The following is a 23,252-nucleotide window of genomic DNA, read 5'->3' as shown; positions in this document are numbered from 1 at the left end:
CAATGTATAAATGAACAAAATGTATATGTAAAATTGCACAAAAAAAGACCGGCATAAGCCGGTCGTAAAGTCAAGTTAGTATTATACTTTTCTAACGTTTGTAGCTTGAGGGCCACGATCGCCATCTTTAATTTCAAACTCAACTTCTTGTCCTTCGTTCAAGGATTTGAAGCCATCTTCTTCGATAGCAGTGTAATGTACGAATACATCGTCACCGTTTTCTCGTTCAATAAATCCAAAACCTTTTTCTGCACTAAACCATTTAACTTTACCAAGCATAACAAAATCCTCCTAAAAAATCCTTGCATAAGAACACTTAAGTGCTCTTTGCTTATGGTAGCATAGAGCACATAAAAATACAAGGATAATTACGTTCATATGCAATAATAGTATATTGTTAAAGTTTTCTGCTGTTATTATGCTAAAATAAACACATCGTTAAAATTACTTTAAAACTTAACAAACTATCGTCATAATCTAGATACACCAATGGATAAGGGAACTTTTGATTATATTTCCCAAGATTTCAAAAAGAGGGTATATATTCATTCTTATGAATATATACCCTTCTGTCATTACATTACTTTTAGATATAATGAATAGAAATATAAGTTATTTTTATAGGATTTTCGATAAGAACAGTTTTGTTCTGTCGTTCTGAGGATTATCGAAAAGCTCTTCCGGCGTACCTTCTTCAAGGATTTCCCCGCCGTCTACGAAGAGAACACGGGATGCCACTTCTTTGGCGAACTTCATTTCATGAGTTACTACCACCATGGTCATGCCTTCTTCAGCCAATTCCTTCATAACTTCCAATACTTCGCGAACCATTTCAGGATCCAACGCGGATGTCGGTTCGTCAAACAGCATCACTTTCGGTTTCATAGCCAAGGAACGGGCAATAGCCACACGCTGCTGCTGACCGCCGGACAATTGTTCCGGATACGCATTAGCTTTGTCTTCAAGGCCTACTTTTTTAAGAAGTTCCAAAGCCGTCGCTTCCGCTTCCTGCTTGCTGATCTTACGGATTTTCTGTGGTGCCAGGGAAATATTATCCAACACGCTCATGTGAGGGAACAAATTAAAACGCTGGAATACCATGCCAACTTCGGCGCGAACCTTGTTAATGTTCTTTTTATCACCCAAGTCCATACCGTCTACGATAACTTGTCCGTCAGTCGGTTCTTCCAAATAATTCATACAACGGAGCACCGTACTTTTACCGGAACCGGACGGCCCGATAATAACTACTACTTCACCGCGATGAACGGTAAGATTGATGCCCTTCAATACATGAAGTTCACCGAATTTCTTCTGCACATCTATCATCTTAATCATTTAATTTTATATCTCCTTTCAAGGTATGCCACCAACTGAGAAATACTTAATGTCATAATTAAGTAAATCAAGGCTACTGCGGACCAGATTTCGAAAGAACCGTAGGTTCTGGCGATGATCAACTGACCGCGACGAGTTAATTCTTCGAAGCCGATTACGGATACGAGGGACGTATCTTTCATCATGGCGATAAATTCGTTGCCTAAAGGAGGAATAATTGCCTTAAATGCCTGTGGCATGATGATGTAACGCATTGTTTGTGCCCAAGTCAAACCAAGGGAACGACCTGCTTCCATCTGACCTTTGTCGATGGACTGAATGCCGGCACGGAAAATTTCAGATACGTACGCACCGGAGTTAATACTACATGCGGTTACGGCAGCTACATAAGGATTAATCGGTTGATGTAACAATTTTGGCAATGCGAAGTAGATCATGAAGATCTGTACCAAAAGTGGAGTCCCGCGGAATAATTCTACATAGCATTTCACAAGGATTCGGACAATTTTAAATCGTGAAAGTCGTGCCAAAGAAGCAAACATACCGATAATAAAACCGCAACCAACACTCATGGCGGTAATTTGTATTGTGATTCCCGCCCCTGCTAACAGTAAGGGAAAATTATCCCAAATCAAACTCCAATCAAACATCGTTAAATCCTTTCTCTTTTAACTACTAACCCATTGTTCTATGTATGATAACTGTACAAACGATTAAGTATGCATGGTGGCATGCATTTCATGAAAATCTGTCCGTGCTCCCATGTATGTGTCAAAGGCATATATAAATGCAAAATTATGCAAATGAATTCTATGATTAAATCCCTATCAATTCAGTTATCTATACGATAATTCTTAAAAATATGTACAACACATTATAGTTGTATTATTATACATTGTCAATAGTTATTTAATCATATTTTGATAGGCTTTATGCATTCGCTTAACTGCTTCCACTAATTCTTCTTCCGTACGGCCTGAGAAATTTACACGAATATATGATTTATTATGCACACCGACTAAAAACGGAGTGCCCGGAATAACCAATACACCTTCATCCAAAGCGGCTGTAAAGAAGCTCATGTCATTAATACCGTCCGGTAAGCTGATCCAAATGAAGAAGCCTCCTTCCGGCTTTTGGAAAGTAAACTCAGGCAATTCTTCTTCCAATGCATTAGCCAATGCATCAAGTCGTTTTTTATACATGGCGCACATGCTTTGTACATGACCTTTATAATCGTAATCCTGCATATATGTAGCAGCAATTACATGGTCCGGTATACTGCTGTGAATATCGCTCTGCTCTTTCACCAAACTGATCATATGGATAATTGGCTCCGCTCCGGCCAACCAGCCTAAGCGCATACCCGGACTCAAGGTCTTTGATAAACTGCCCATGAACACAACCTGGCCTTTTTGATCATAATGTGCCAAGCCTTTATACGGAGCATGTGTATAAGATAATTCGCCATAAGGATTATCTTCCAGTACGACTACGCCGAATTTACTTACCAATTCCATAAACGCTTTGCGGCGCTCTACAGTCCAGCAAAGTCCTGTAGGATTCTGGAAATCAGGAATTACATAAATCGCCTTAATATTTACATGGGACTTCAAAGTCTTTTCCAAAATTTCCAAATTCATACCTTCGTCGTCACAAGGAATCCCTTTTACCGTTGCGCCGGAAAAACGAATAACATTTTGTGCATCAATGAAGGTCGGATCTTCTACCAATACAATATCACCCGGTTCTAAGAATAACTTTGTCGCCAATTCTAACGATTGCATTGAACCAGTAGTGACCTGAATATTTTCCGGACCGTAGTTTATGCCATACTGCTCCATGAGCTGACTTAACTGTTCACGTAACCCCACATAGCCCTGTACAGCACCATATTGAAGAATATCTCGCCCCTGCTCACGCAATACTTTTTCCGCTACAACAGCCAGTTCTTCCGCCGGAAAGGCCGCCTTATCCGGTACACCTTCTCCCAGTGAAATTACATCATCACCTTTTACTCCGTCTTTTAAAGCCCCGATAACCGAACGTTTAATTGCCCGAGCCCGTTGGGAAAATAAATTCTCTGCCATCATACTAATCACTTACTCCATACTTCTATCTAAAAATGCCCCCTGCCATTTGACCGGCAGGGGTAAAAAATATTTAATGTCACCAAACCATTTTTGTTCTAATTTTGCATACTCGCCATTTTCTTTTAATTTCTTAAGAGCAGCATTCATTTTTTCCAATAATTCCTTGTCATCTTTTCTAACCCCAATGCCCAAGAAATGCTCCTGTAAACCTACAGGTACAATTTTTAAATCATTCATGCCCAATTTGCTGATGTAGTACTTAGCAACCGGTTCATCAAGCATAACAATTTGTACCTGACCGTTTGATAAGTCCTGAAGCATATTTGGAATAGCATCAAACTCTTTTACAGTGGTGTCCGGTTTTTCTTTCGCCAACATTGCACCGGTTGTACCGATTTGAGCCGCTACCGTTTTACCTGCAATATCCGCTTCGCTGTTTACATTAGTTTCGCTCTTGCGAACTACCATTACCAAGTTTACCTGATAATATGGATCGGTAAAATTAATCTTCGCCTTACGGGCATCAGTGATAACCATGCCGGACGCAATAGCGTCAATCTGATTACTCTGAAGCGCCGGAATGAGTGCATCAAAACCCATACTTACGAATTTAGCTTCATAGCCCATTTCTTTGGCCAAGGCCTTACTTAAATCCACATCAAAGCCTTGATACGAATCGCCTTCAGCAAATTCAAACGGCGGATAGGTAGTTTCCGCAGCAAATGTAATCACCTTTTTATCACTTTGTGCATCATTGCCGCAACCGGCAACAAGCCCCATCATCAATAATGCGGCGCCTACAAGGGCAACCCCTTTTTTCCAGTTCATGTCTCGTCTCCTTTAAACCCCTTACATATAGGACTTTCACAATTAGAATTCTTTAAAATAGAATCCCTGAAAATAAAATCCCTACATAGTTAATACTTTGTTCCTTAGTAAAACTAGTACTATTTAACAAACCATGTAGCTTATATAGTATGGTATCAAATAGTACTAGTCAATTACATCTTACAAAATTTTACTGAATCTCATCAAATTTTATAAAACCGTATTCCATTTTATTGCGATTTCAATCAGGTCCCTGCCCATTCGATTGGCATATCAGCAGGTGCATCCTGTTTAAACCATTTTTGGTAAATCTGGTTCAATTCACCATTTTTCTTCATTTCTTCCAACGCTTTGTTTACTTCTGCCTGTAATTCTTTATTGTCTTTAGCAATAGCGAAACCGAAGTATTTCTTAGTGTTTGGATATGGAATTACTTTAATGTTTGCTTCCGGATGTTTAGCTGCATAATATTGCGCTACCGGTAAGTCAAGAACGGATGCGTCAACGGCACCGTTGCTCAATTCCAATAATGCATCGCTACTGTGATCAAATTGTTTCAACTGCGCACCTGGGATTGTCGCCGCCAAGTCAGCACCGGTTGTACCGATTTGTACGGAAATGTTTTTACCTTCCAAATCTTTAAGATCATTAATGGAAGAATTTGCTTTTACGACTACGCCCATAGCTGATTCATAATATGGTTCGGAAAATAATACCTTTTCAGCTCTGGCCTTTGTAATCGTCATACCGGATGCAGCCAAGTCGATGTCTTTGTTACCCAAGCTTGGAATTAACGCATCGAACGCCACTTTCTTGAATTCCACTTCGGCGTTCATGTGTTTGGCAACTGCTTTAATCAAATCAATGTCGAAACCTGCAATGTCTTTAGAGTTATCATCTATATACTCAAATGGAATAAACGTTGGGTTCGTACCTACATGAATGATTTTCTTTCCGTCGTTTGTCGTTGCCTGTTTTGTCGTATCACTGCCGCAGCCTGCAATCACCGCCCCCATAGCCAGCACGGCAAGGCCTGCCATGATAACCTTTGTAAACTTTTTATTTAACATAAATGTTCAACCCTTTCTCTTCTCAAATCTCAAGTGTGCTAGCCTCTCACTTCTCCGTTAATTGTTTTCCCCTCAATTAACATGTTGTAATTATACAAAGGTTTGTATATATAGTCAATAGTTAATTTGTATATTTTTACACATTTTTATGTATTTTAATTCTCATGTATTCAATAACTCCTTATTTAATCGCATTTGTATGATTATAATAATTCACTGACAGAAGAAAAAACTTGTGTAATTTATAAATTTTATACGCGTCCTTTTATATATTAGGGCAACAAAAAAAGGACTATCAACTGATAGTCCTGACTGTACGGCTGACCTGGTCTTTGCCCCCACACTCGCCTGCTGGAAGGTTCGCTCCTAAGTTCTCTGACTCCCCACTACTACTCCTCTCGAATTTTTCGGCAGGTCTTACTTCTAAGCCGCACCATGCTCATAATTCGTTCAATTACTTACGTGGATCGTTTTGCCTGCGACTGGCCTCGATTTTCAACCACAGACCCGTACCATGTGATTATATGAAAAGAATCACACTTTGTCTATAGCAAAATTATATCACAACTTTCATTTTTTCACTTGCTACTTTTAGATGCTAAAGGAATATTTCTTTAAACCTGCGATGTACAAAGGGTTCTTATTTTTACTCAAAATTTTCACGCATTTTACTTATACATATATAGCAAGTATGAAGTATATCTTTTATGACCATAATATTGTATAATATCTTTACTTGTTAGGTAAGGAGACAACTAGGGAAGGATTTTTGTTATGTTTATGTTATCTTTAATGCAGCCATCGGGCTTATATGAATTAGAAAAGGACAGCTTGGAAGCCATCAGTGCCCAGCTACTCCAAATGATTCGTATGAAAAGTTACGAATTATATAAGCACTCACTCAATGTGGCTAACTATTCGGTGAGTATCGCCGCTAAAATCGGCTTACCTGCCAACGAAATAGTTCAAATACGACACGGCGCATTATTGCACGACTTAGGCCTCATAACAATGCCTTCTGCAGTATTGAAAAAAGCTCCGTTCTTTAATCGGCAGGAATTAAGTAAATATCGTCAGCATCCGGCAAACGGGGCAAACATGATAGAGAACTACTCCTGTTGCCAGCCAATCATTCCGTACATCCTTCATCACCATGAACGTTGGGACGGATCCGGTTTCCCAAAACACCTGGTGCGCAACAACATCCCGTTAGGGGCAAGAATAATTGGCATCGCCGATTACTACGACTCCGCTATTAACCCGTCCACTGAGTCTTGGTCCAAAAGCAAGAAAACCGCTAAACAAGAATTATTCAGCGGCTCCGGTATCTACTTCGATCCGGATTTGGTTAAAGCTTTCATTGAGATTATCGGGTAATAATAAAATTATAATACAACCATTTAAAGACGTAACCTTAGTTTTAGGTTACGTCTTTTTGATTACTTACACATTCCCCACCGCCCCGGCAATAGTCAAAGCCCACACTGTACTCACACCTTCTTGCTTCAGCACATTAGCCGCCGAGGCAACGGTTGCACCTGTAGTATGTATGTCGTCCACAATCAGTACCTTCTTTCCCTTTAAGATTTGTGATAGTCTAATTTCTTCTTTCACAGAAAACGCCTTGGCTATATTCTCCTTTCGCTCTGTTCGGCCTAAAGCGTACATCTTCTTGGTACTGTTACTTTTCGCTAAACAGTCAAGCCAGTTGCCGTGAGCGTCCGCCCAGTCTTTAAAGATAATATCTACCTGGTTGTAACCGCGGGATTTTCGTTTCTCCGGGCTTACAGGGATAGGAATGATATAATCAATGGAATTCCATTCTTCCTTTGTTAGGGAATGTATAAACGATATTAAAAAAGGAGCCAGTCCTCGACTGTGCTCCTTTTTTTGATTGAACTTGATATGTCTGATTAAATTTTTAACGCCCTTATCATATTCGCTTAGAACGTACACACGCTCCAGAGGGTCTCGTTCATTCCCCGGAATAATGCGAAGTTTATATTCCGCCGTAAAGCAATCACTGCACCACTCGCCTTCATGCCATACGGCAGAGCCGCAAGCGGCACACCGAGGCGGAAAGATAATATTACTCATAGCATTAAGCACGGAACGGTAACATACTTTAACCGTTCTATTCAAGAAAGCTTCCGTTAATGTATTCATGCTAACGTCTTGTTTCATAATCGAATTCTCCCGTTTAATCAGATACCTTATAAAGATACATCTTAAAGATACATCATAAGAATCCCAAACATAGCTCTCTCTATCACACTCATGCCTAAACTATCTACATTAGACTAATTCCTGTAATCGTTCTTTAAACAAGGTGTATCGCTCTTCACCCACTTGTGTATCAACGGCTCGTTTGATAGCGCCCTGTGTGCCTATGATGATTACTTTATTTTTAGCACGTGTTACTGCTGTATAGAGCAAGTTGCGCTGTAACATGTTAGAGTATGGCGGAATAAACGGAATGATAACGGTGCCGTACTCACTGCCCTGGCTTTTATGCACCGTAATGGCATAGGCCAGCATAATTGACTCCATGTCTTCCATTGGCACGGTGACTTCTTTGTCCGTAAAGCGAATGAACACATAACTCTTACTGATAGCGTATACAACGCCGATTTCACCGTTAAACACTTCCAGGTCATAGTTGTTCAGTACTTGAATAACCTTGTCGCCTACACGAAATGTGTTGCCGTTTATTTTGACTTCTCCATCACTGCCCGGCAGCGGATTCAAGTACTTCTGTACCGTCTGCGATATAGTATGGCTCCCAGCAGGACCGCGGCGCATTGGCGAAATAATCTGCACATCCAGTTCGTCGTCCGCTTCATCCAATTCCTCTTCATAGGTCTTAACCAACTGCTTCATCATATCCGATACAGTATTCACCGGAATAAAAGTAAATTCACCGGCTGATTCCAAAACAGGCATGTGACCGTTATTGATAGCATGCGCATTATCTACGATACGGTTTCCCTCTTTTTGACGGAAAATAGTATCCAGTCGTGTAAAAGGAATGATTTCACTGTCCAGTAAATCGCGAAGGATAAATCCCGCGCCGATTGGTGGCAGCTGATCCACGTCACCAACAATAATAACGAAGGAGAATTCCGGTACAGCAGACAGTAACGCATGGTACAGCTGCACATTGAGCATGGAAGCTTCATCGACGATGATTACGTCCGCTTCCAGCTGATTATCTTCGTTTTTACTGAAATCATAATCATGACTGCCTTCTACAGGCATAAGTAATCGATGTATAGTCGTTGCTTCATAACCGGTCGCTTCTGTGAGGCGCTTAGCCGCACGCCCTGTAGGCGCACATAAGGCGATGCGGTTCTGATCGGTTTGCTGAAACGCTTCTACCAACGCCTTTACAATCGTCGTCTTCCCTGTGCCCGGACCCCCTGTTATGAGTGACACCTTATTTTCCAAAGCCATGGAGATGGCCTGTTTCTGTTGATCACCCAACTTTAAATGTTCCTTTTCTTCGAAGCGTTTCATAAAACTTTTCATATCGAAGGAAAAGGCTGCCCCTTCCGCCATGACCTGCTGTGTTAAGTACGCTGCGCCTGACTCTGCTCCGTACAGTTCCGGCAAGTATATATACATAATATCTTCATAGGTCGTGCTCACGAGCTCACCGTATTCCAATAAGGTTTCAATACGTGCCGCAATTTCATCGGCATAGCCACCCAGACGGTCAAAAACTTCCCGAATCAGTTCATCTACCGGATAGCAGCAATGGCCATTATCGGTAACACCTTTTAAAACAGCCAGCAACGCAGCTTCCAAACGCCGGTCATCGTCTGGCGGGATTTCCAAGGCCGCACGCATAGTATCCGCCATGGAAAACGTAATGGTGCTGTCCATATCCATTAATCGGAACGGATTATCCCGCAATACGTCAATGGCAGCGCCGCCATATAGTGTATATAGCTTGCGGCTCCATCGGGAGCTTATGCCACAAGTTTCCAGGAATTTATTAATATCTACAAGAATCCCTTCGCCACGCAAGGTGTTGTAAAGTTCTTCCTTAACACTCTTGCGAAGTCCCGGTACATCCAATATTTCTGTAGGATTATCTTCTTTTAAGAGCTCCACAATTTGCATGCCGAAATAGTCCATCACTTTATCGATGGACTTTTCGCCAAAACCTCGGATCTCCAGGTTTATTAAATATTGTCGTGCGCCGAATATCGTATCCGGCTTTAATCGTTCTAAATGCTGTATTTCGAATTGGTGCCCGTATTTCTTATGTTCTACGAAGCGCCCCTTCACTTCTACTTCGTCACCCTCTTTAGGTGCTTCCTGTTTAGCCGTGCACACTAAACGCTCTTCATTATAATCGGTTAACAAAAACACACAATATGTATCCGTGTTGTTTTTATAAATTAATCGCTGCACGATGCCACGAATTAGTTCCATTACATTATCACTAGTTCCATTATCGTTAAATATAAACAGTTATTTTACTTCATTTGGCAAAGCTTCAATAATCTGTTCCACTGCATCGGAAATGGTGCTGGCATTCACTATTTTCAAGTCACTTACTTTTTCATATAACGGATAGCGTTCTTCGTAGAGACGGAAGATATATTCAATGCTTTCTTTTAAAAGCGGTCTGATTTCCATATCCAAATCGTCAAGGATCTGTGTTACATCGCGGTGAATGAATACAACGTAACCGGAGTCTCTCATGAGATTTACAGTTTTTTCGGACAATACGGTGCCGCCGCCCGTAGCAATAACGGATGGAGCTTTAGTAGACACAATATCTTTAATCGCTTCGTATTCATATTCTCTGAATGCTTCGTCACCGTCATAAATAATAATATTTTGAATGGATTTATGATTTTTTTCCTGAATCACAGCATCCAAGTCGAAGAACTCCATACCTTCGTCCTGTGCCAACGCTTTACCAACTGTAGTTTTGCCGGCACCTGGCATACCGATAAGAAACACATGCTGCTGCATATGGTTCTTTTGATAGGTTTTGCTAATCTCCATTACCTTTTCAATAAAGGAAAGTGCATAGTTGGATAACTCTTTATTTTTTAAATGCTCAACAGCATGAGCCTTAACAATTTCCTCGCGCTGCGGTTCATAAATTCGACCATGAGCTTCTTCTTTTATTTTAGCCACTTCGAGAACTACCTGAAGGCGTTCTTCAAAGGTTTCTATAAGTTGTTTGTCCAGTTTATCTATTTTTTTACGAACTTCTTCTAACTTACTATTTTTAATGTCTTCTGAAATCATAGCAGCCTCCCTACTAACAAATCATTGACGACCACGAAGGCTTGCATCTTCATGGCGTAATGGTCTCTTTTATTATCATAACATAATTAACGTCTAACTTGTAGATGGCAGACTCATTCCAATAGAATGAATGCCCTTTCATTGCCCCGATTTATTTCTCATAATTTCTATATCAAAAAAGACGCCATTCTTGAACTTAGTCATTTCATGGCGTCTTTCTCTCGCTCTGTTTTCGCAATTATATAAAAAAATATAATTAAATGCACTTTTTCTATAACAATTGCCGATTGCTTCTTTTAAATTGTTTCTTTCAGGCTGCTTATGTTAAGCGATTTATTTCAACTTACTTGTTTCAATTTATTTTAAAATAGCTTTTAAAACGTCCGCAATACGACGGATGCCTACACGAATCACTTCTTCATTATTACAGGAATAATTTAAACGGAAGAAGTTGGTATTCCCTTCCGATGTGAAGAATGCTTCACCCGGTACAAAGGCTACCTTCTGTTCGATACATTGTTGTAAAATATGACGAGATTTCATATATTCAGGCAATGTACACCAGATAAACAAACCACCTTCAGGATATGTGTGTTGTACTTCCTTAGGGAAGAATTCGTCAATGGCTGACAACATGGCGTCACGACGGGATTTATACAAATTCTTGATTTCCTGTACATGTGCATCAAAGTCGAAGTTTTCAAGCCATGCCGCACAAATACGCTGTGTAAATGGTGCCGTAGACAAGTCCATATTCTGTTTTAACAAGTCGCATTTTTCAATGAATAACGGATTGGCCGCAATCCAGCCTAAGCGCATGCCGGGAGCAAATGTTTTAGAGAATGTGCCCAATGAGCATACAAGACCTTTTGTGTCAAAGCTGTTCAAAGACGGCAAATATTCACCTTCATAGCGAAGTTCGCCATACGGATTATCTTCGATAACAGGCACTTCATATTCATCAACGAGAGCCATAAATTCTTCACGGCGTTCGCGGCTCCAGGTAATACCGGTAGGATTCTGGAAGTCCGTTACGATATAAATAAGGCGAACATCATGTGTATCCAGCGCTTTCTTCAATTCTGACATAATCATGCCCTTGCCGTCGCCCGGAATTTCCACATAATTTACCTGAGACAGGTTAAATGCGGTAATGGCACCTAAATATGACGGTTTTTCTACAACAACGGTGTCTCCTTTATTGCAGAATAGACGACAAAGCATGTCGAGGCCCTGTTGAGATCCGCATGTGATTAAAATATTATCCTTTGTAAAATTAGTTTTAACCATGCGGTTCATACGGTTAGCGATGCTCTCACGAAGAGGATCATAGCCGAGAGACGGTCCGTATTGCAAGGCTTTGCCCGAGTCACTCTGGAGAACCAGCTCTGTAGCCTTCCGAATTTGTTCCGCAGGGAATGATTCTTCCGCAGGCAGGCCGCCGGCAAAGGAAATCATATCAGGTTGCGCAATGAGTTTTAAAATATCTCCTGTATCCGAATGTTTGATTGCATTAACAGGTTCTGAAAATCGAATGGCCATACTATTACCTCCTAAAATTTTGATACTATAAATAATACTATCATCATTTTGTAATGTCAACCAAAAGAACACATAAGTTTTCAGTAAAAAGACACTTTATTGTACAAAAAAACGTTTACCTTGTGAAAAGAAGTCTCATCACTGATAAAGGTAAACGTTTTATGTTTAAAAGTTATTCTTTTTAAAAAAATCTTTAGCGCCCTGTTCATCGGCTTTGATTTGATCAATCAGCTCTTCTAAGGAATCAAAACGCTCTTCACCGCGCAATAAGGCATAGAACTCAATAGTCGCTTCATAGCCGTACACATCGCGGTTAAAGTCAAACAGATGTACTTCAAAGCGATGATATTGGTTGGTGAAGGTAGGATTATCACCCAGATTGCCTACGCCATTATACCAGGCTCCATCAATGAACACGCGGTTTACATAAACGCCGTCAGGCGGTAACACCAAATCCTGCGGGAACAGGAAGTTCAATGTAGGAAAGCCTAAGGTCCGGCCGCGGCGATCACCGGTAATAACGGTACCGGTAAAGCGAAACGGACGCCCCAGCAGGGCATTTACAGCGGGAAAATCACCGGCGCTGATAAGATTGCGAATCAATGTGCTGGACACATGATCCGGCCGTTTACTGCACTTCGCCAAATCAATCGTGTATACCTGAGCGTCTTTACAAGCCGTTGTCTGAAGCAACTCGGTCAAAACACGTGGATTCCCCTTGCCGCCTGCGCCGAAGGAAAAGTTTTCCCCCATGACGAAACCGACGGCCCGCTTAGACGCTGTCAAAGCATCTACAAATGCTTCGGGACTCATTGTAATCAGCTCTTTAGTCATAGGCAGCATAAGTACACAATCCACCGCCAGTTCCTCCAGCACTCGCACCTTATCGGCCTGTTGAAGTAATGCTTTCGGCTCTCTCTGGGGATTGATAATATGAAATGGATGCTTGTCAAAGGTAAGTACCACTGCATAGGCATCCTGTTTATGTGCTTCTGTTACAGCTTTTGCAATTACATGCTGATGACCTATATGAAGGCCGTCAAATGTGCCCAAAGCAAATACCATATTCTTTTTAAGTGTATTTAGCTCAGCAAAAGAAGTTAAAATTTTCATATTACCATCCTACTAAAAAATATTTTTTGCTACTTTATAATGCGTTCGTTTGTCAAAAAGCACGCCAAAGAATCCGTCAGGACCGTAAGCTCTCACCAATTTGGCGGATGGGCCCTGCATAGTATCGCGCGGCCACGTTTGCCCCTGTTTAAGAGCGGTAACCGCTTCAGCCGGCAGACTGATCTTCGGCAAATGTACCAAGGCTCTATCTACAGGTTGTAAAATACCGGCGCCCTGCGCTTCCAATTCTTCTACGGATACAGATTCATTAATGTAAAAAGAACCTACAGCCGTCCGCGCCAGCTGCGTCATCGTGCCGGGAATCCCCAAATGCGCACACATGTCGCGCAACAGAGCCCTAATATAGGTACCGGCCGAGCAAGTTACTCTTACAGTAAAATAAGGATAACTATACGCCAGAATCTGACAATCATAAATATTGATGGTACGGCTTGGCAAGTCCACTTCCTTACCTTGTCGTGCCAATTCGTAGGCCTTTTGACCATTAATCTTGATGGCCGAATACATGGACGGCTTTTGCAACTGCTCACCAATGAACTGCTGCGCCATAGCTTCCAGTTCTTCCATCGTCGGGTAAGTAGTAACCGTAACAGGCTCCCCCAATATTTGTCCCGTACTGTCTTCCGTATCGGTGCCGTAACCTAAGCGGCATTCAGCCACATAAGTCTTCTCCAACGCATCGGTATATTCAATAATGCGGGTGGCCTTGCCGATAAAAATTGGCAGTACACCATAGGCCAGCGGATCCAGCGTACCACTGTGCCCGATGCGCCGCTCTCTGAGAACGCGGCGGCAAATACTCACAGCGTCATGACTGGTAATGCCGGGCGGTTTTAAAAAAGAAAATACTCCATCCAAAATCGTATCATCCTTTATTTGTAATGACTTGTAATAATGCGTTTTTAGCTTCACTCATGGAGGCATTAATTGTGCAACCTGCCGCACGAATATGACCGCCGCCGCCAAACTGTTGAGCAATGGCGTTCACATCAGAGCGTTTGGAGCGCAAGCTCACACGCGTTACATTCGCAGCTACGTATTTCAATAAAATCGAAATATCCACAGTATCTACATTGCGAATCAAATCGACAAAACCGTCCGTATCATTGCCGGTCTTTTCAATTAAATCTTTATCTAACGCAATCATGGCTACCTGTTGGTTGTCATGAAAGCTAATCGTCTGAAGCGCTTCTTTCATCACTTCAATACGGGATACCGTCGTCACTTCCAAATGCTCGGAAATAATGTTCGGTTTAGCCCCTTTAGCTACACACAGAGCCGCCATATTAAGGGTGTGCTCCGTTGTATTGCTGAAGCGGAAAAATCCACAATCAGAGGCAATCGCCGCATAGAGTGCTGTCGCCATCGTTTCAGTTACAGGCCAATTCCATTCAGTGAAACAATAGGTAAGAATTTCACCGGTTGCGGCAAATTCAGGACGTAAGTACAAAGCGTCAGCAAATTTTGAGTTAGAAATATGATGGTCAATATTATAAATAGGACCTTCATAGAACTCGCCCACTTTGCCGATGCGTTCTTTCGTACTTGCATCGAGAACCAACAACATATCGGCCTTCCAGGACGGCATATCTTCTACGGTATATACCTTGTCGGCATGGGCCAGGAAAGTCAACTTCTGAGGCACTACGTCATCGATAACCATAGTTACCGTTTTACCCTGGCCTACCAATGCTTCATAGCAGGCGAACAGGGATCCCAATGCATCAGCATCAGGATGAACATGAACAGTTAAAATAACAGAATTAACAGCATCTAAGGCGGCTTTTAACTCTTCTAAATTAATCATTTTCATGTGCTTACTCTTCCTTGTTGCCGTCTTCATCAGACGTTGATGAGGCCGGCTCATCTTTTTTAATATCATTCAACAATGATTCGATATGCATGCTATAGTCCAGCGATGTATCCGCTTCGAAGAATAATTCCGGCGTATAGCGAAGACGCAATACTTTGCCAAGTTCGCTGCGAATATGGCCGATTGCGTGACGCAATGCCTGAAGAGATTCTTTTTTAGCTTCGTCACTGCCGAATAAACTTACATATATAGTCGCTTGACGTAAATCACCGGTTACTTCCACATCGGTAACAGTTACGAAACCGATGCGCGGGTCTTTAAGACCGCGCATCAGCATGCTGCTTACTTCCTGTTTAATAAATTCCTGTAATTTACGAACTCGTACGTCACTCATAAACGCCTCCTAGATCTGTGGCGAAATTTCTTCCATTGTGAAGGCTTCGATTACGTCGCCTTCCTTAATGTCACGATAACGTTCAATAGAAATACCACATTCAAAACCTTGTTTTACTTCCTTCACTTCATCTTTGAATCGACGCAAGGAATCAACAGTACCTTCATGAACTACTACGCCGTCGCGAATCAGACGTACTTCAGATTTATTAGTAATCTTACCTTCAGTGATGTAGGAACCGGCAACGATAGCTTTCGGTGTGGAAATAACTTGACGAACTTCCGCACGGCCTAGAATTACTTCTTTGAATTCAGGCGTTAACATACCGCGCATAGCGCTTTCTACGTCATTGATGGCATCGTAGATTACGCGATAAGTGCGCAAGTCTACGCTTTCTTTTTCAGCCGCTTTACGTACAACCGCGTCAGGACGTACGTTGAAGCCGAGGATAATCGCATTCGATGCGGATGCGAGCATTACGTCGGATTCATTGATGGCACCTACGGCCGCATGAACAATAACGATGCGCACTTCCGGATTCTTAATGGCTTCCAAAGATTGACGAAGAGCTTCTACAGAGCCCTGTACGTCTGCTTTAATAATAATATTCAAGTCTTTCAGCTCGCCTTGTTGAATCTTGTTGAAAATATCATCAAGGGTAACTTTATGACTGGTATTTTGTTCAGTAATACGTTGTTTTTCAATACGTTTTTCTGCAATAGTACGGGCTTCGTTATCGTCAACGGCGTCCATAATTTCACCGGCTTGCGGTACATCGGATAAACCGAGTACTTCCACAGGCATGGATGGACGGGCTACTTTAACTTTTTCACCGCGTTCATTGGTCATGGCACGTACTTTACCGTAAGCTACACCGGCAATGATGTTATCCCCAACATGGAGAGTACCTTTCTGTACAAGCACTGTACATACAGGACCGCGGCCCTTATCGAGTTTCGCTTCAATAACAACGCCTTGTGCGTTACGGTTAGGGTTGGCTTTTAATTCCAATACTTCAGCTACGAGCAAGATATTTTCAAGTAAGTCTTCAATACCTTGGCGTTTCTTAGCGGAAACAGGAACCATGATTACATCGCCGCCCCATTCTTCAGGCAATAAGCCATGTTCAGACAACTGCTGTTTTACATGGTCCGGATTAGCACCCGGTTTATCCATTTTGTTGATGGCCACGATAATTGGCACATCTGCAGATTTGGCATGGTTAATCGCTTCGATAGTCTGTGGCATTACACCGTCGTCGGCAGCTACTACCAATACGGCAATATCTGTGGACTGCGCACCGCGAAGACGCATTGCTGTAAACGCTTCATGGCCCGGTGTATCAAGGAATGTAATCTTGTTGCCTTTATAACGTACCATGTACGCACCGATATGCTGGGTAATACCGCCTGCTTCGGATGCAGTTACATTAGTTTGACGAATTACGTCCAATAAGGAAGTTTTACCATGGTCAACGTGACCCATGATAGTTACTACAGGTGGGCGTGGTTTTAAAGATTCAGGAGCATCCACGATTTCATGGATTTCTGTTGGATCTTCTTCCGGTTCCACTTCCACTACTTCTACGCCGAATTCTTCAGCGACGATAGTGGCTGTATCAACATCCACTTCCTGGTTAATAGTGGCCATAACGCCGAGCATCATCAATTTCTTGATAAGTTCGCTCACTTCGCGGCCCATTTTTTCAGCCAGTTCTTTAACGGTTAACGGACCGGACAATTCGATTGACGTAGCAATCATTGCTTCCGCTTTACGTTTTTCTTCTTCTTTGTGCTGGCGATTCTGTTCATTACGCTGTTTTACTTTATTTTTGCTCTTTGCTAAGGATGTAGATAACAAGGATTGAGGGCGGTTATTCTTGTTCTTCTTATCTTTCTTGTTGCGACGATCGTTGGAATCGAAGCCATCGCGACCGCGATTATCTTTATTGCGGTTATCTTTGTTGCGATTGCCTTTTTTATCATTTCGATTATCGTTACGATTTTCATTGCGGTTGTCGCTTCTGTTTTCGCCGCGATTGTCGTTACGATTGTTGCGATCATCACGATCGTTGTGGCGTGCAGAACCTTTGCCTTCGCCGCCATGTTTTGGACGAGACTCCTGATTGTGCGGACGAGCATCTTGTGCGCGCTTATTGTTTTTATCGTTTCCTTTGGAATCACCGGATTTCGTGTGAGAGGGACTCTGTTTCTGGTTTTCCGGACGATTGCGACGCTGATTACCGGCCTGACCGCCTTGGTTGGAAGAACCCTGCTGATTCTTGCCTTGCTGCGTTTTATTATGAGCAGATTCTCTGTGGCTGCCTTCATTGGAAGCTGCCGGTTTAGCACTTTCCACCGCTTTAACAGTTTCCTGTGGTTTCGCTGCCGCCTGAGCCGGTTTATTCTGACCACCGAAGTGTTTCTTTACTAAATCAACACCGGCATCATCAACACCGCTTGCAGGTGCGGTTACGGCGTAACCTTCTTTTTGTAAAAACGCAATAATCTGTTTATTCTCTACATTTAATTCCTTGCCTAGGTCTCGTATTCTTTTTTTGGACATCTACATTCCCCCTCATATTAACAATCTATTTCCTTAAGCATAGTTTTAGCAAATCCATCATCCATTACTAAAATTATTGCTCGTTGTTCTTTTCCTAAGGCTTGGCCCAATTCCGCCTTCGTTGCAAATTCACGCAACGTCACTTCATGTTGTTGGGCGAGCCATCTATATTTTTCGCCATTATTCTTAGCGCAGTCGGTGGCTAAGATGGCCAGAGGTATGCGCTGCTTCTTCATTGCCTTTTCCGCTACGAAATCGCCGGATAAGAGTTTGCCGGCTCGTTGCGCCATACCTAATAAGTTTAATACTTTTACTTTATTCATTGATCAATTGAGCTCGCAAGGCTTCGTAAATATCTTTCGATACTTCCCGTTTCAACGAGCGCTCCAATCGCTTCATTTTATAAGCCGTTTCGAAACATTCTTCCTTCGGCTCAATATAGGCACCGCGGCCTGCGGCCTTGCCTGTTCTGTCGATAGAAAGGGTGCCGTCCGGTGATGCCACAATGCGGAGCATATCTTTTTTATTACGTAATTCACCGCAACCTACGCAGATTCGCATAGGAGGAGTTTTTTTCTTCATTACGCCTCACCGTCACCTTCTTCATGGTCATTATAGTCCACATCGTCCGCCTGGCTTTCGCTCTTAATGTCGATTTTCCAGTTTGTAAGCTTAGCAGCGAGACGGGCGTTCTGGCCGGCCTTGCCGATAGCTAAAGACAACTGGTAATCAGGCACTACGACGCGGGACGTTTTTTCTTCTTCGTCCACGTCAACGGACAATACTTTTGCCGGACTTAATGAGTTGGCAATATATACTGCCGGATCTTCGTCCCATTTAACGATGTCGATTTTTTCGTCGTGTAATTCATCAACGATGTTCTGCACGCGCTGTCCTTTAGGACCTACGCAAGCGCCAACAGCATCGATTGTTTCATCACGGCTTACAACCGCTATTTTGGAACGCATACCCGGTTCACGAGCTACAGACTTAAGCTCGATAACACCTTCATAAATCTCAGGAACTTCCAATTCGAATAAACGTTTTAAAAGTCCCGGATGTGTACGGCTGATCATGATCTGAGGACCCTTGGTGGTCTTCTTAACTTCCACAATATAACATTTAATACGGTCGCCCGCTTTATATGTTTCTGTCGGAATTTGTTCCGCCGGAGGCAAGATTGCTTCCGTTTTGCCCAGATTTACAAATACGTTGCGTCCTTCAACGCGTTCAACCAGAGCTGTTATAATGTCGCCTTCACGGCTGAAGTATTCTTCGTAAACAATGCTGCGTTCCGCTTCTTTGAGGCGCTGAATGAGCATTTGTTTGGCTGTATGGGCAGCGCTGCGGCCAAAGTTCTTTGGCGTTACATCCACTTCCACAATATCGCCGATTTCATAGCGTAAGTCACGAGCCTGGGCTTCATCTAAACCGATTTCCAGTTCAGGATTTTCCACTGTTTCTACAACAGTTTTCTTGGCTAATACTTTATAATCGCCGGTTTCACGATTTAATTCCACATACGCTTCTTGATTCGAGCCAGGTTCCTTGCGATAAGCTTGCAATAATGATGCTTCAAGGGATTCGAAAACCACTTCAGGGGCTACACCCTTCTGTTTTGTTAACACCATAACTGCTTGTACTAATTCTTGACTCACTGATAATTCCTCCAATGTCCTATTTTATTTTATATTTAAAAATCAATGTGTAATCGAATCTGTGCCACTGCGGCGCGTTCGATTTCTTTTGGTGTTTCATCTATATAAATTGTTACGCTTTCATCAGTTACGGCACCAAGGTTGCCTGTGTACAGTTTCTGACCGTCAATCGGCTTAAATAACTGCACATCTACAGCTTTGCCGCTGTAACGGATAAAGTCTTTTTCTTTTTTCAATACGCGATCAATGCCGGGAGACGATACTTCCAACAGATAATTTTCCTTAATCGGATCTTTTGCGTCTAAAAATTCACTCAACTTTTCACTGACCATCTGGCAGTCGTCAAGATCAATCCCATTAGGTTTATCTAAATAGACGCGCAAATACCAATCGCGCTCTCTCACATATTCCACATCTACCAATTCCATATCTGTGGACTCGATAATTTGCTCAACAACAGACGATACCAATTCTTCTACCGCTTCACGTTTCATTGCTTTCGCCTCCTTTTATTTTGTAGGTTTGCTTGTTTACGATTTACTTACTTAAAAACGCTGTTTTATATGCATGTTAAGGCTTACAGTATCCTCTTATAATCGCATTATAAGGTCCATACTATAAAGTAAAGAGTGAGCCAGAGCCCACTCTTCAAAAGTAACGTATTCCAAATCTACTACATTATAGCATGTCTACTCTAAAAATTCAAATAAAACGCATTACAATCGTGCTTTTAAGTTTTTAATTTCATTATGTAAATGCGTTTTTAAACAAATCTCAAACTCTTTTACCGAGTTTCCATCAAAATTATGACTGATTTCCGGAATGTTATGACAACGAAGCTCTGCGAAAAACTCCTGACGAAGTACATTGTAGAAGAACAACAAACCGGTCGGATCATCCATAAGGCGGTACTCTCCTATAATAAAAGAACCGTTGATCATGGAAATGGCGTTTTTCGGTGTAATGTCCAGCACGAAGTCATCAATAGTTTGAGGTAACACCTCTTCAAAGTCCCAATCGAGAATATTGGTCTTCTTATATTCATACGTAAACAGTTCATGAGAATCAATGAGTCGTTTACGCATGCCTTCCACTGCGCGCTCCTTCAAGCCCTCCAGGAACGAATCCCAATCGGTGCGGATAAAGCTGATATCCACAAAGGAAAACAATGGCATAATAACATGGACTGTAAAGTCATCTACTTCTTTGTCGTACATGGCCTGCCAACGCCAGCCTAATTTATTTTCATAATGGAAAAATAAATACGTGTTATCTTCAAGTTTCGTATCAATGACCAGCTCAAAAGGGCCGATTGTTTGAGGGAGCCACGAAAAATCATAGGTTCGTTCGCTGCATTCCGCCAAAATATCAGGCTTCTTCCCCAATTCTTACACCTCCGTCTTACCACATGTATTGTGGCAAAATCACAATTTACTATTTGAGAGCCGTTTCAGGATAGAGTTCTTCATAATGCTCTTTATTTCTTAAAACCGTAGTCACATATTCTCTGGTTTCTGCAAACGGAATGGCATCGATTTGATCAAAGTCGTCGCCCCAGCCATACGTCTGCATCCACTCTTCCACATGACCGCGACCGGCATTGTACGCAGCCAATGCGAGGATTTCATTGCCCTTAAACTCATTCAATAAATAAGCTAAGTACCAGGTACCCAATTTAATATTGGTGCCCGGTTCACGTATGTCCTCATCGGTCATTTTAGGCTGATTAATTTGTTCCGCAATCCAATGGGCCGTATCCGGCATGAGCTGCATAAGTCCCATAGCACCGGGCGCCGATTGTGCCGACTCATTAAATTTGCTTTCCGCTAAAATAACAGCCGCCACCAATGAAAACGACACCTTATTTTCCTTCGAAGCGGCATACACTAATTCGCGATGCTCCAAAGGATAAGCATACATGCGTTCCAAATACGGTTGTCCTATAAAGGCATAATGAATGCCCAATATAACAGTTGTAATAGCTAAAAACGTGGACCCTCTCATGCCAACTCCTTCTCAAATCGGTTTTTATAGCGTTCCCATAATTGTTCTAATTCCGCTTCCAGTTCTTCCATAGGACCTTCATTGGAAATAATAACCTTGCTGTACTTTCTTTTTTCGCTGAGCGGCAACTGACTCTTTATGCGGCATGCCGCCTCCGCCTCGTCCAAGCCGTTACGCTCCATAAGGCGGCGTATCTGCGTCGCTTCATCAGTCACCACGAGCCATACTTCATCCATGTCTTTATACCAGCCGGCTTCGATAAGCAGCGGCACGTCGTAGATAACCGCCGGCTCGCCGCGATTTTCAAACATTATCTCCAGCTGGTCAATGCGCTCTTTTATATAGCTGTGCAAAATCGCGTTCAATTGTTTGCGCTTTGCTTCATTATTGAACACAATAGCCCCCAAAGCGGGACGATTCAATTGTCCGTCTTCCAGGAGCACGTCTTTGCCGAATGCATCTGCTACAGCCTGTAGGCCGGGTGTTCCCGGCTCTACCACTTCGCGTGCAACCCGGTCAGCATCAATGACAGCCACACCGCGTTGGGCCATCCATCCGCTCACTGTACTTTTACCGGTTGCAATGCCGCCGGTTAATCCGATCTTATACATTCGTAACTGTCTCTCCGATCTTTCACATTTGCAAGCATTTCCTATTTTTGACAATGCTTACAGTATACCGTGTGTCTGCCACGCAGTATCATATCTGTCAAAGGTTGCCCGCAGTCATAGCAATATTGACCGCTGCGACCATATACTTGTAAATAGTTCTGATTATTTCCCTTTTTGCCTTCCCCATTTTTATAGTTCCTAAAACTTGTGCCGCCTCGTTCCAAACTATCGGACAGCACATCCTTAATGGCTTCGCAAAGGGCTTTACTTTCTTTCTTCGTCAGCGAATTGGCGCGTCTTGTAGGACGAATATGAGCCTTAAATAAGGCCTCGTCCGCATATATATTGCCGATACCGGCCACATACTTCTGATTCAACAAAAATGTCTTAACAGGAAGCGCACTGCGGCGACTCACTTCGTACATATAAGCTCCGGTAAAATCATCGCTTAAAGGCTCCACACCCATAGACACATAGGACGTCAAATCGATGGCCTGTTCATTAATAAAAATATACAGGCCGCCCAATGTACGCACATCGCCATACGCCAATTCCGTACCGTCTGTAAACTCGAATATAATTCGGTCAAAACGCTCAATTACCGACGATTCATGATACACTAAACTACCTGTCAATTTCAAGTGTATCACTAAAATCAGGTCTACGTTCACAAAGTGAATGGTCAGATATTTTCCACGCCGTCTCACTTCATCAACAGTAAGTCCTACCAATGCATCCTCGGCCGCGCCCACCGTGGCATTGCGCCACAGGCGGGGCAATAAAGTGTTAATGGATGCTATCGTCTTTCCTTTGATTTGTTTTGTTATATAGCGTCGAATGATCTCGACCTCAGGAAGTTCCGGCATACGTGCCCCTCCTTTAAGTACATAGTATTAGTTTAACCCGTCCTATTATTATATCTCAGCTCATT

General features: G+C 42.4%; 24 protein-coding genes. 1 reads left to right on the top strand and 23 read right to left on the bottom strand.

Annotated elements, in window-relative coordinates; all coding sequences use genetic code 11:
* Nucleotides 1-81: 81 nt before the first annotated feature.
* From KHZ77_RS00630 to KHZ77_RS00605, 6 genes are all read right to left on the bottom strand, one after another.
* Nucleotides 82-279 (bottom strand): cold-shock protein, encoded by a 198-nt coding sequence (locus tag KHZ77_RS00630; protein WP_295194642.1) that lies wholly within the window; start codon nucleotides 277-279, stop codon nucleotides 82-84.
* A 339-nt stretch (nucleotides 280-618) separates the two neighbouring features.
* Nucleotides 619-1,338, bottom strand: coding sequence for an amino acid ABC transporter ATP-binding protein (locus tag KHZ77_RS00625; protein WP_295194640.1), 720 nt, complete (start codon nucleotides 1,336-1,338; stop codon nucleotides 619-621).
* The gene (locus tag KHZ77_RS00620) at nucleotides 1,335-1,988 is read right to left on the bottom strand and encodes an amino acid ABC transporter permease (RefSeq protein WP_295194638.1); all 654 of its coding nucleotides are present in this window, start codon (nucleotides 1,986-1,988) and stop codon (nucleotides 1,335-1,337) included. Before KHZ77_RS00620 ends, KHZ77_RS00625 begins: the two co-directional genes overlap by 4 nt.
* 255 nt (nucleotides 1,989-2,243) lie before the next feature.
* A complete protein-coding gene (locus KHZ77_RS00615) occupies nucleotides 2,244-3,428 on the bottom strand; it encodes a PLP-dependent aminotransferase family protein (RefSeq protein ID WP_295194636.1) in 1,185 nt (394 codons plus the stop codon).
* Nucleotides 3,429-3,440: 12 nt separating this feature from the next.
* The gene (locus tag KHZ77_RS00610) at nucleotides 3,441-4,259 is read right to left on the bottom strand and encodes a basic amino acid ABC transporter substrate-binding protein (protein ID WP_295194633.1); all 819 of its coding nucleotides are present in this window, start codon (nucleotides 4,257-4,259) and stop codon (nucleotides 3,441-3,443) included.
* 245 nt (nucleotides 4,260-4,504) lie between these two features.
* Complete coding sequence (locus KHZ77_RS00605) at nucleotides 4,505-5,329, bottom strand: transporter substrate-binding domain-containing protein (RefSeq protein WP_295194631.1); 825 nt, start codon at nucleotides 5,327-5,329, stop codon at nucleotides 4,505-4,507.
* Nucleotides 5,330-6,103: 774 nt separating this feature from the next.
* Here KHZ77_RS00605 and KHZ77_RS00600 point away from each other — a divergent pair.
* A complete protein-coding gene (locus tag KHZ77_RS00600) occupies nucleotides 6,104-6,706 on the top strand; it encodes an HD domain-containing phosphohydrolase (RefSeq protein ID WP_295194629.1) in 603 nt (200 codons plus the stop codon).
* 66 nt (nucleotides 6,707-6,772) lie between these two features.
* Here the strand turns inward: KHZ77_RS00600 and KHZ77_RS00595 are convergent, their stop codons facing one another.
* From KHZ77_RS00595 to mutM, 17 genes are all read right to left on the bottom strand, one after another.
* Complete coding sequence (locus KHZ77_RS00595) at nucleotides 6,773-7,513, bottom strand: ComF family protein (protein WP_295194626.1); 741 nt, start codon at nucleotides 7,511-7,513, stop codon at nucleotides 6,773-6,775.
* A gap of 111 nt (nucleotides 7,514-7,624) precedes the next feature.
* The gene (locus KHZ77_RS00590) at nucleotides 7,625-9,769 is read right to left on the bottom strand and encodes an ATP-dependent RecD-like DNA helicase (RefSeq protein ID WP_295194624.1); all 2,145 of its coding nucleotides are present in this window, start codon (nucleotides 9,767-9,769) and stop codon (nucleotides 7,625-7,627) included.
* Nucleotides 9,770-9,808: 39 nt separating this feature from the next.
* Nucleotides 9,809-10,600 (bottom strand): shikimate kinase, encoded by a 792-nt coding sequence (locus tag KHZ77_RS00585; RefSeq protein ID WP_295194621.1) that lies wholly within the window; start codon nucleotides 10,598-10,600, stop codon nucleotides 9,809-9,811.
* Between the two features lie 357 nt (nucleotides 10,601-10,957).
* Entirely contained in the window at nucleotides 10,958-12,142 is a 1,185-nt protein-coding gene (locus KHZ77_RS00580) for a PLP-dependent aminotransferase family protein (RefSeq protein WP_295194618.1), read from the bottom strand.
* A 165-nt stretch (nucleotides 12,143-12,307) separates the two neighbouring features.
* Nucleotides 12,308-13,255: a bifunctional riboflavin kinase/FAD synthetase gene (locus KHZ77_RS00575; RefSeq protein WP_295194615.1), complete on the bottom strand. Its 948-nt coding sequence runs from the start codon at nucleotides 13,253-13,255 to the stop codon at nucleotides 12,308-12,310.
* Between the two features lie 12 nt (nucleotides 13,256-13,267).
* Nucleotides 13,268-14,134, bottom strand: a complete 867-nt coding sequence (gene truB, locus KHZ77_RS00570) for a tRNA pseudouridine(55) synthase TruB (RefSeq protein WP_295194614.1) — start codon at nucleotides 14,132-14,134, stop codon at nucleotides 13,268-13,270.
* 7 nt (nucleotides 14,135-14,141) lie between these two features.
* The gene (locus KHZ77_RS00565) at nucleotides 14,142-15,089 is read right to left on the bottom strand and encodes a bifunctional oligoribonuclease/PAP phosphatase NrnA (RefSeq protein WP_295194613.1); all 948 of its coding nucleotides are present in this window, start codon (nucleotides 15,087-15,089) and stop codon (nucleotides 14,142-14,144) included.
* 4 nt (nucleotides 15,090-15,093) lie between these two features.
* Nucleotides 15,094-15,483, bottom strand: a complete 390-nt coding sequence (gene rbfA, locus KHZ77_RS00560) for a 30S ribosome-binding factor RbfA (RefSeq protein ID WP_295194612.1) — start codon at nucleotides 15,481-15,483, stop codon at nucleotides 15,094-15,096.
* A gap of 9 nt (nucleotides 15,484-15,492) precedes the next feature.
* Nucleotides 15,493-18,048, bottom strand: coding sequence for a translation initiation factor IF-2 (gene infB, locus KHZ77_RS00555; protein ID WP_295194609.1), 2,556 nt, complete (start codon nucleotides 18,046-18,048; stop codon nucleotides 15,493-15,495).
* A gap of 17 nt (nucleotides 18,049-18,065) precedes the next feature.
* Nucleotides 18,066-18,371 carry a ribosomal L7Ae/L30e/S12e/Gadd45 family protein gene (locus KHZ77_RS00550; RefSeq protein ID WP_295194607.1) on the bottom strand — a complete coding sequence of 102 codons (306 nt, stop codon included), beginning with the start codon at nucleotides 18,369-18,371 and terminating at the stop codon, nucleotides 18,066-18,068.
* Nucleotides 18,364-18,630 carry a YlxR family protein gene (locus KHZ77_RS00545; protein WP_295194605.1) on the bottom strand — a complete coding sequence of 89 codons (267 nt, stop codon included), beginning with the start codon at nucleotides 18,628-18,630 and terminating at the stop codon, nucleotides 18,364-18,366. Before KHZ77_RS00545 ends, KHZ77_RS00550 begins: the two co-directional genes overlap by 8 nt.
* The gene (gene nusA, locus KHZ77_RS00540; RefSeq protein ID WP_295194603.1) at nucleotides 18,630-19,706 is read right to left on the bottom strand and encodes a transcription termination factor NusA; all 1,077 of its coding nucleotides are present in this window, start codon (nucleotides 19,704-19,706) and stop codon (nucleotides 18,630-18,632) included. The genes KHZ77_RS00545 and nusA overlap by 1 nt, the downstream gene beginning before the upstream one ends.
* Before the next feature lie 35 nt (nucleotides 19,707-19,741).
* Entirely contained in the window at nucleotides 19,742-20,200 is a 459-nt protein-coding gene (gene rimP, locus KHZ77_RS00535) for a ribosome maturation factor RimP (RefSeq protein ID WP_295194601.1), read from the bottom strand.
* A gap of 222 nt (nucleotides 20,201-20,422) precedes the next feature.
* Nucleotides 20,423-21,091 carry a hypothetical protein gene (locus KHZ77_RS00530; protein ID WP_295194599.1) on the bottom strand — a complete coding sequence of 223 codons (669 nt, stop codon included), beginning with the start codon at nucleotides 21,089-21,091 and terminating at the stop codon, nucleotides 20,423-20,425.
* A 49-nt stretch (nucleotides 21,092-21,140) separates the two neighbouring features.
* Nucleotides 21,141-21,710, bottom strand: coding sequence for a lytic transglycosylase domain-containing protein (locus KHZ77_RS00525; protein WP_295194598.1), 570 nt, complete (start codon nucleotides 21,708-21,710; stop codon nucleotides 21,141-21,143).
* Nucleotides 21,707-22,321: a dephospho-CoA kinase gene (gene coaE, locus KHZ77_RS00520; protein WP_295194596.1), complete on the bottom strand. Its 615-nt coding sequence runs from the start codon at nucleotides 22,319-22,321 to the stop codon at nucleotides 21,707-21,709. The genes KHZ77_RS00525 and coaE overlap by 4 nt, the downstream gene beginning before the upstream one ends.
* A gap of 41 nt (nucleotides 22,322-22,362) precedes the next feature.
* Nucleotides 22,363-23,187: a bifunctional DNA-formamidopyrimidine glycosylase/DNA-(apurinic or apyrimidinic site) lyase gene (mutM, locus tag KHZ77_RS00515; RefSeq protein ID WP_295194594.1), complete on the bottom strand. Its 825-nt coding sequence runs from the start codon at nucleotides 23,185-23,187 to the stop codon at nucleotides 22,363-22,365.
* Nucleotides 23,188-23,252 lie beyond the last annotated feature (65 nt).

This window comes from Veillonella sp. (genome assembly GCF_018364065.1).
Taxonomy (GTDB): Bacteria; Bacillota; Negativicutes; order Veillonellales; family Veillonellaceae; genus Veillonella_A.
This window is presented reverse-complemented; position numbering and strand designations above follow the sequence as displayed.

Excerpts from the sequence above, each read along its gene's own strand:
- KHZ77_RS00630 (WP_295194642.1), bottom strand. The coding sequence starts at position 279 with ATGCTTGGTAAAGTTAAATGGTTTAGTGCAGAAAAAGGTTTTGGATTT.
- KHZ77_RS00625 (WP_295194640.1), bottom strand. The coding sequence starts at position 1,338 with ATGATTAAGATGATAGATGTGCAGAAGAAATTCGGTGAACTTCATGTA.
- KHZ77_RS00620 (WP_295194638.1), bottom strand. The coding sequence starts at position 1,988 with ATGTTTGATTGGAGTTTGATTTGGGATAATTTTCCCTTACTGTTAGCA.
- KHZ77_RS00615 (WP_295194636.1), bottom strand. The coding sequence starts at position 3,428 with ATGGCAGAGAATTTATTTTCCCAACGGGCTCGGGCAATTAAACGTTCG.
- KHZ77_RS00610 (WP_295194633.1), bottom strand. The coding sequence starts at position 4,259 with ATGAACTGGAAAAAAGGGGTTGCCCTTGTAGGCGCCGCATTATTGATG.
- KHZ77_RS00605 (WP_295194631.1), bottom strand. The coding sequence starts at position 5,329 with ATGTTAAATAAAAAGTTTACAAAGGTTATCATGGCAGGCCTTGCCGTG.
- KHZ77_RS00600 (WP_295194629.1), top strand. The coding sequence starts at position 6,104 with ATGTTTATGTTATCTTTAATGCAGCCATCGGGCTTATATGAATTAGAA.
- KHZ77_RS00595 (WP_295194626.1), bottom strand. The coding sequence starts at position 7,513 with ATGAAACAAGACGTTAGCATGAATACATTAACGGAAGCTTTCTTGAAT.
- KHZ77_RS00590 (WP_295194624.1), bottom strand. The coding sequence starts at position 9,769 with ATGGAACTAATTCGTGGCATCGTGCAGCGATTAATTTATAAAAACAAC.
- KHZ77_RS00585 (WP_295194621.1), bottom strand. The coding sequence starts at position 10,600 with ATGATTTCAGAAGACATTAAAAATAGTAAGTTAGAAGAAGTTCGTAAA.
- KHZ77_RS00580 (WP_295194618.1), bottom strand. The coding sequence starts at position 12,142 with ATGGCCATTCGATTTTCAGAACCTGTTAATGCAATCAAACATTCGGAT.
- KHZ77_RS00575 (WP_295194615.1), bottom strand. The coding sequence starts at position 13,255 with ATGAAAATTTTAACTTCTTTTGCTGAGCTAAATACACTTAAAAAGAAT.
- KHZ77_RS00565 (WP_295194613.1), bottom strand. The coding sequence starts at position 15,089 with ATGAAAATGATTAATTTAGAAGAGTTAAAAGCCGCCTTAGATGCTGTT.
- rbfA (WP_295194612.1), bottom strand. The coding sequence starts at position 15,483 with ATGAGTGACGTACGAGTTCGTAAATTACAGGAATTTATTAAACAGGAA.
- infB (WP_295194609.1), bottom strand. The coding sequence starts at position 18,048 with ATGTCCAAAAAAAGAATACGAGACCTAGGCAAGGAATTAAATGTAGAG.
- KHZ77_RS00550 (WP_295194607.1), bottom strand. The coding sequence starts at position 18,371 with ATGAATAAAGTAAAAGTATTAAACTTATTAGGTATGGCGCAACGAGCC.
- KHZ77_RS00545 (WP_295194605.1), bottom strand. The coding sequence starts at position 18,630 with ATGAAGAAAAAAACTCCTCCTATGCGAATCTGCGTAGGTTGCGGTGAA.
- rimP (WP_295194601.1), bottom strand. The coding sequence starts at position 20,200 with ATGAAACGTGAAGCGGTAGAAGAATTGGTATCGTCTGTTGTTGAGCAA.
- KHZ77_RS00525 (WP_295194598.1), bottom strand. The coding sequence starts at position 21,710 with ATGAGAGGGTCCACGTTTTTAGCTATTACAACTGTTATATTGGGCATT.
- coaE (WP_295194596.1), bottom strand. The coding sequence starts at position 22,321 with ATGTATAAGATCGGATTAACCGGCGGCATTGCAACCGGTAAAAGTACA.
- mutM (WP_295194594.1), bottom strand. The coding sequence starts at position 23,187 with ATGCCGGAACTTCCTGAGGTCGAGATCATTCGACGCTATATAACAAAA.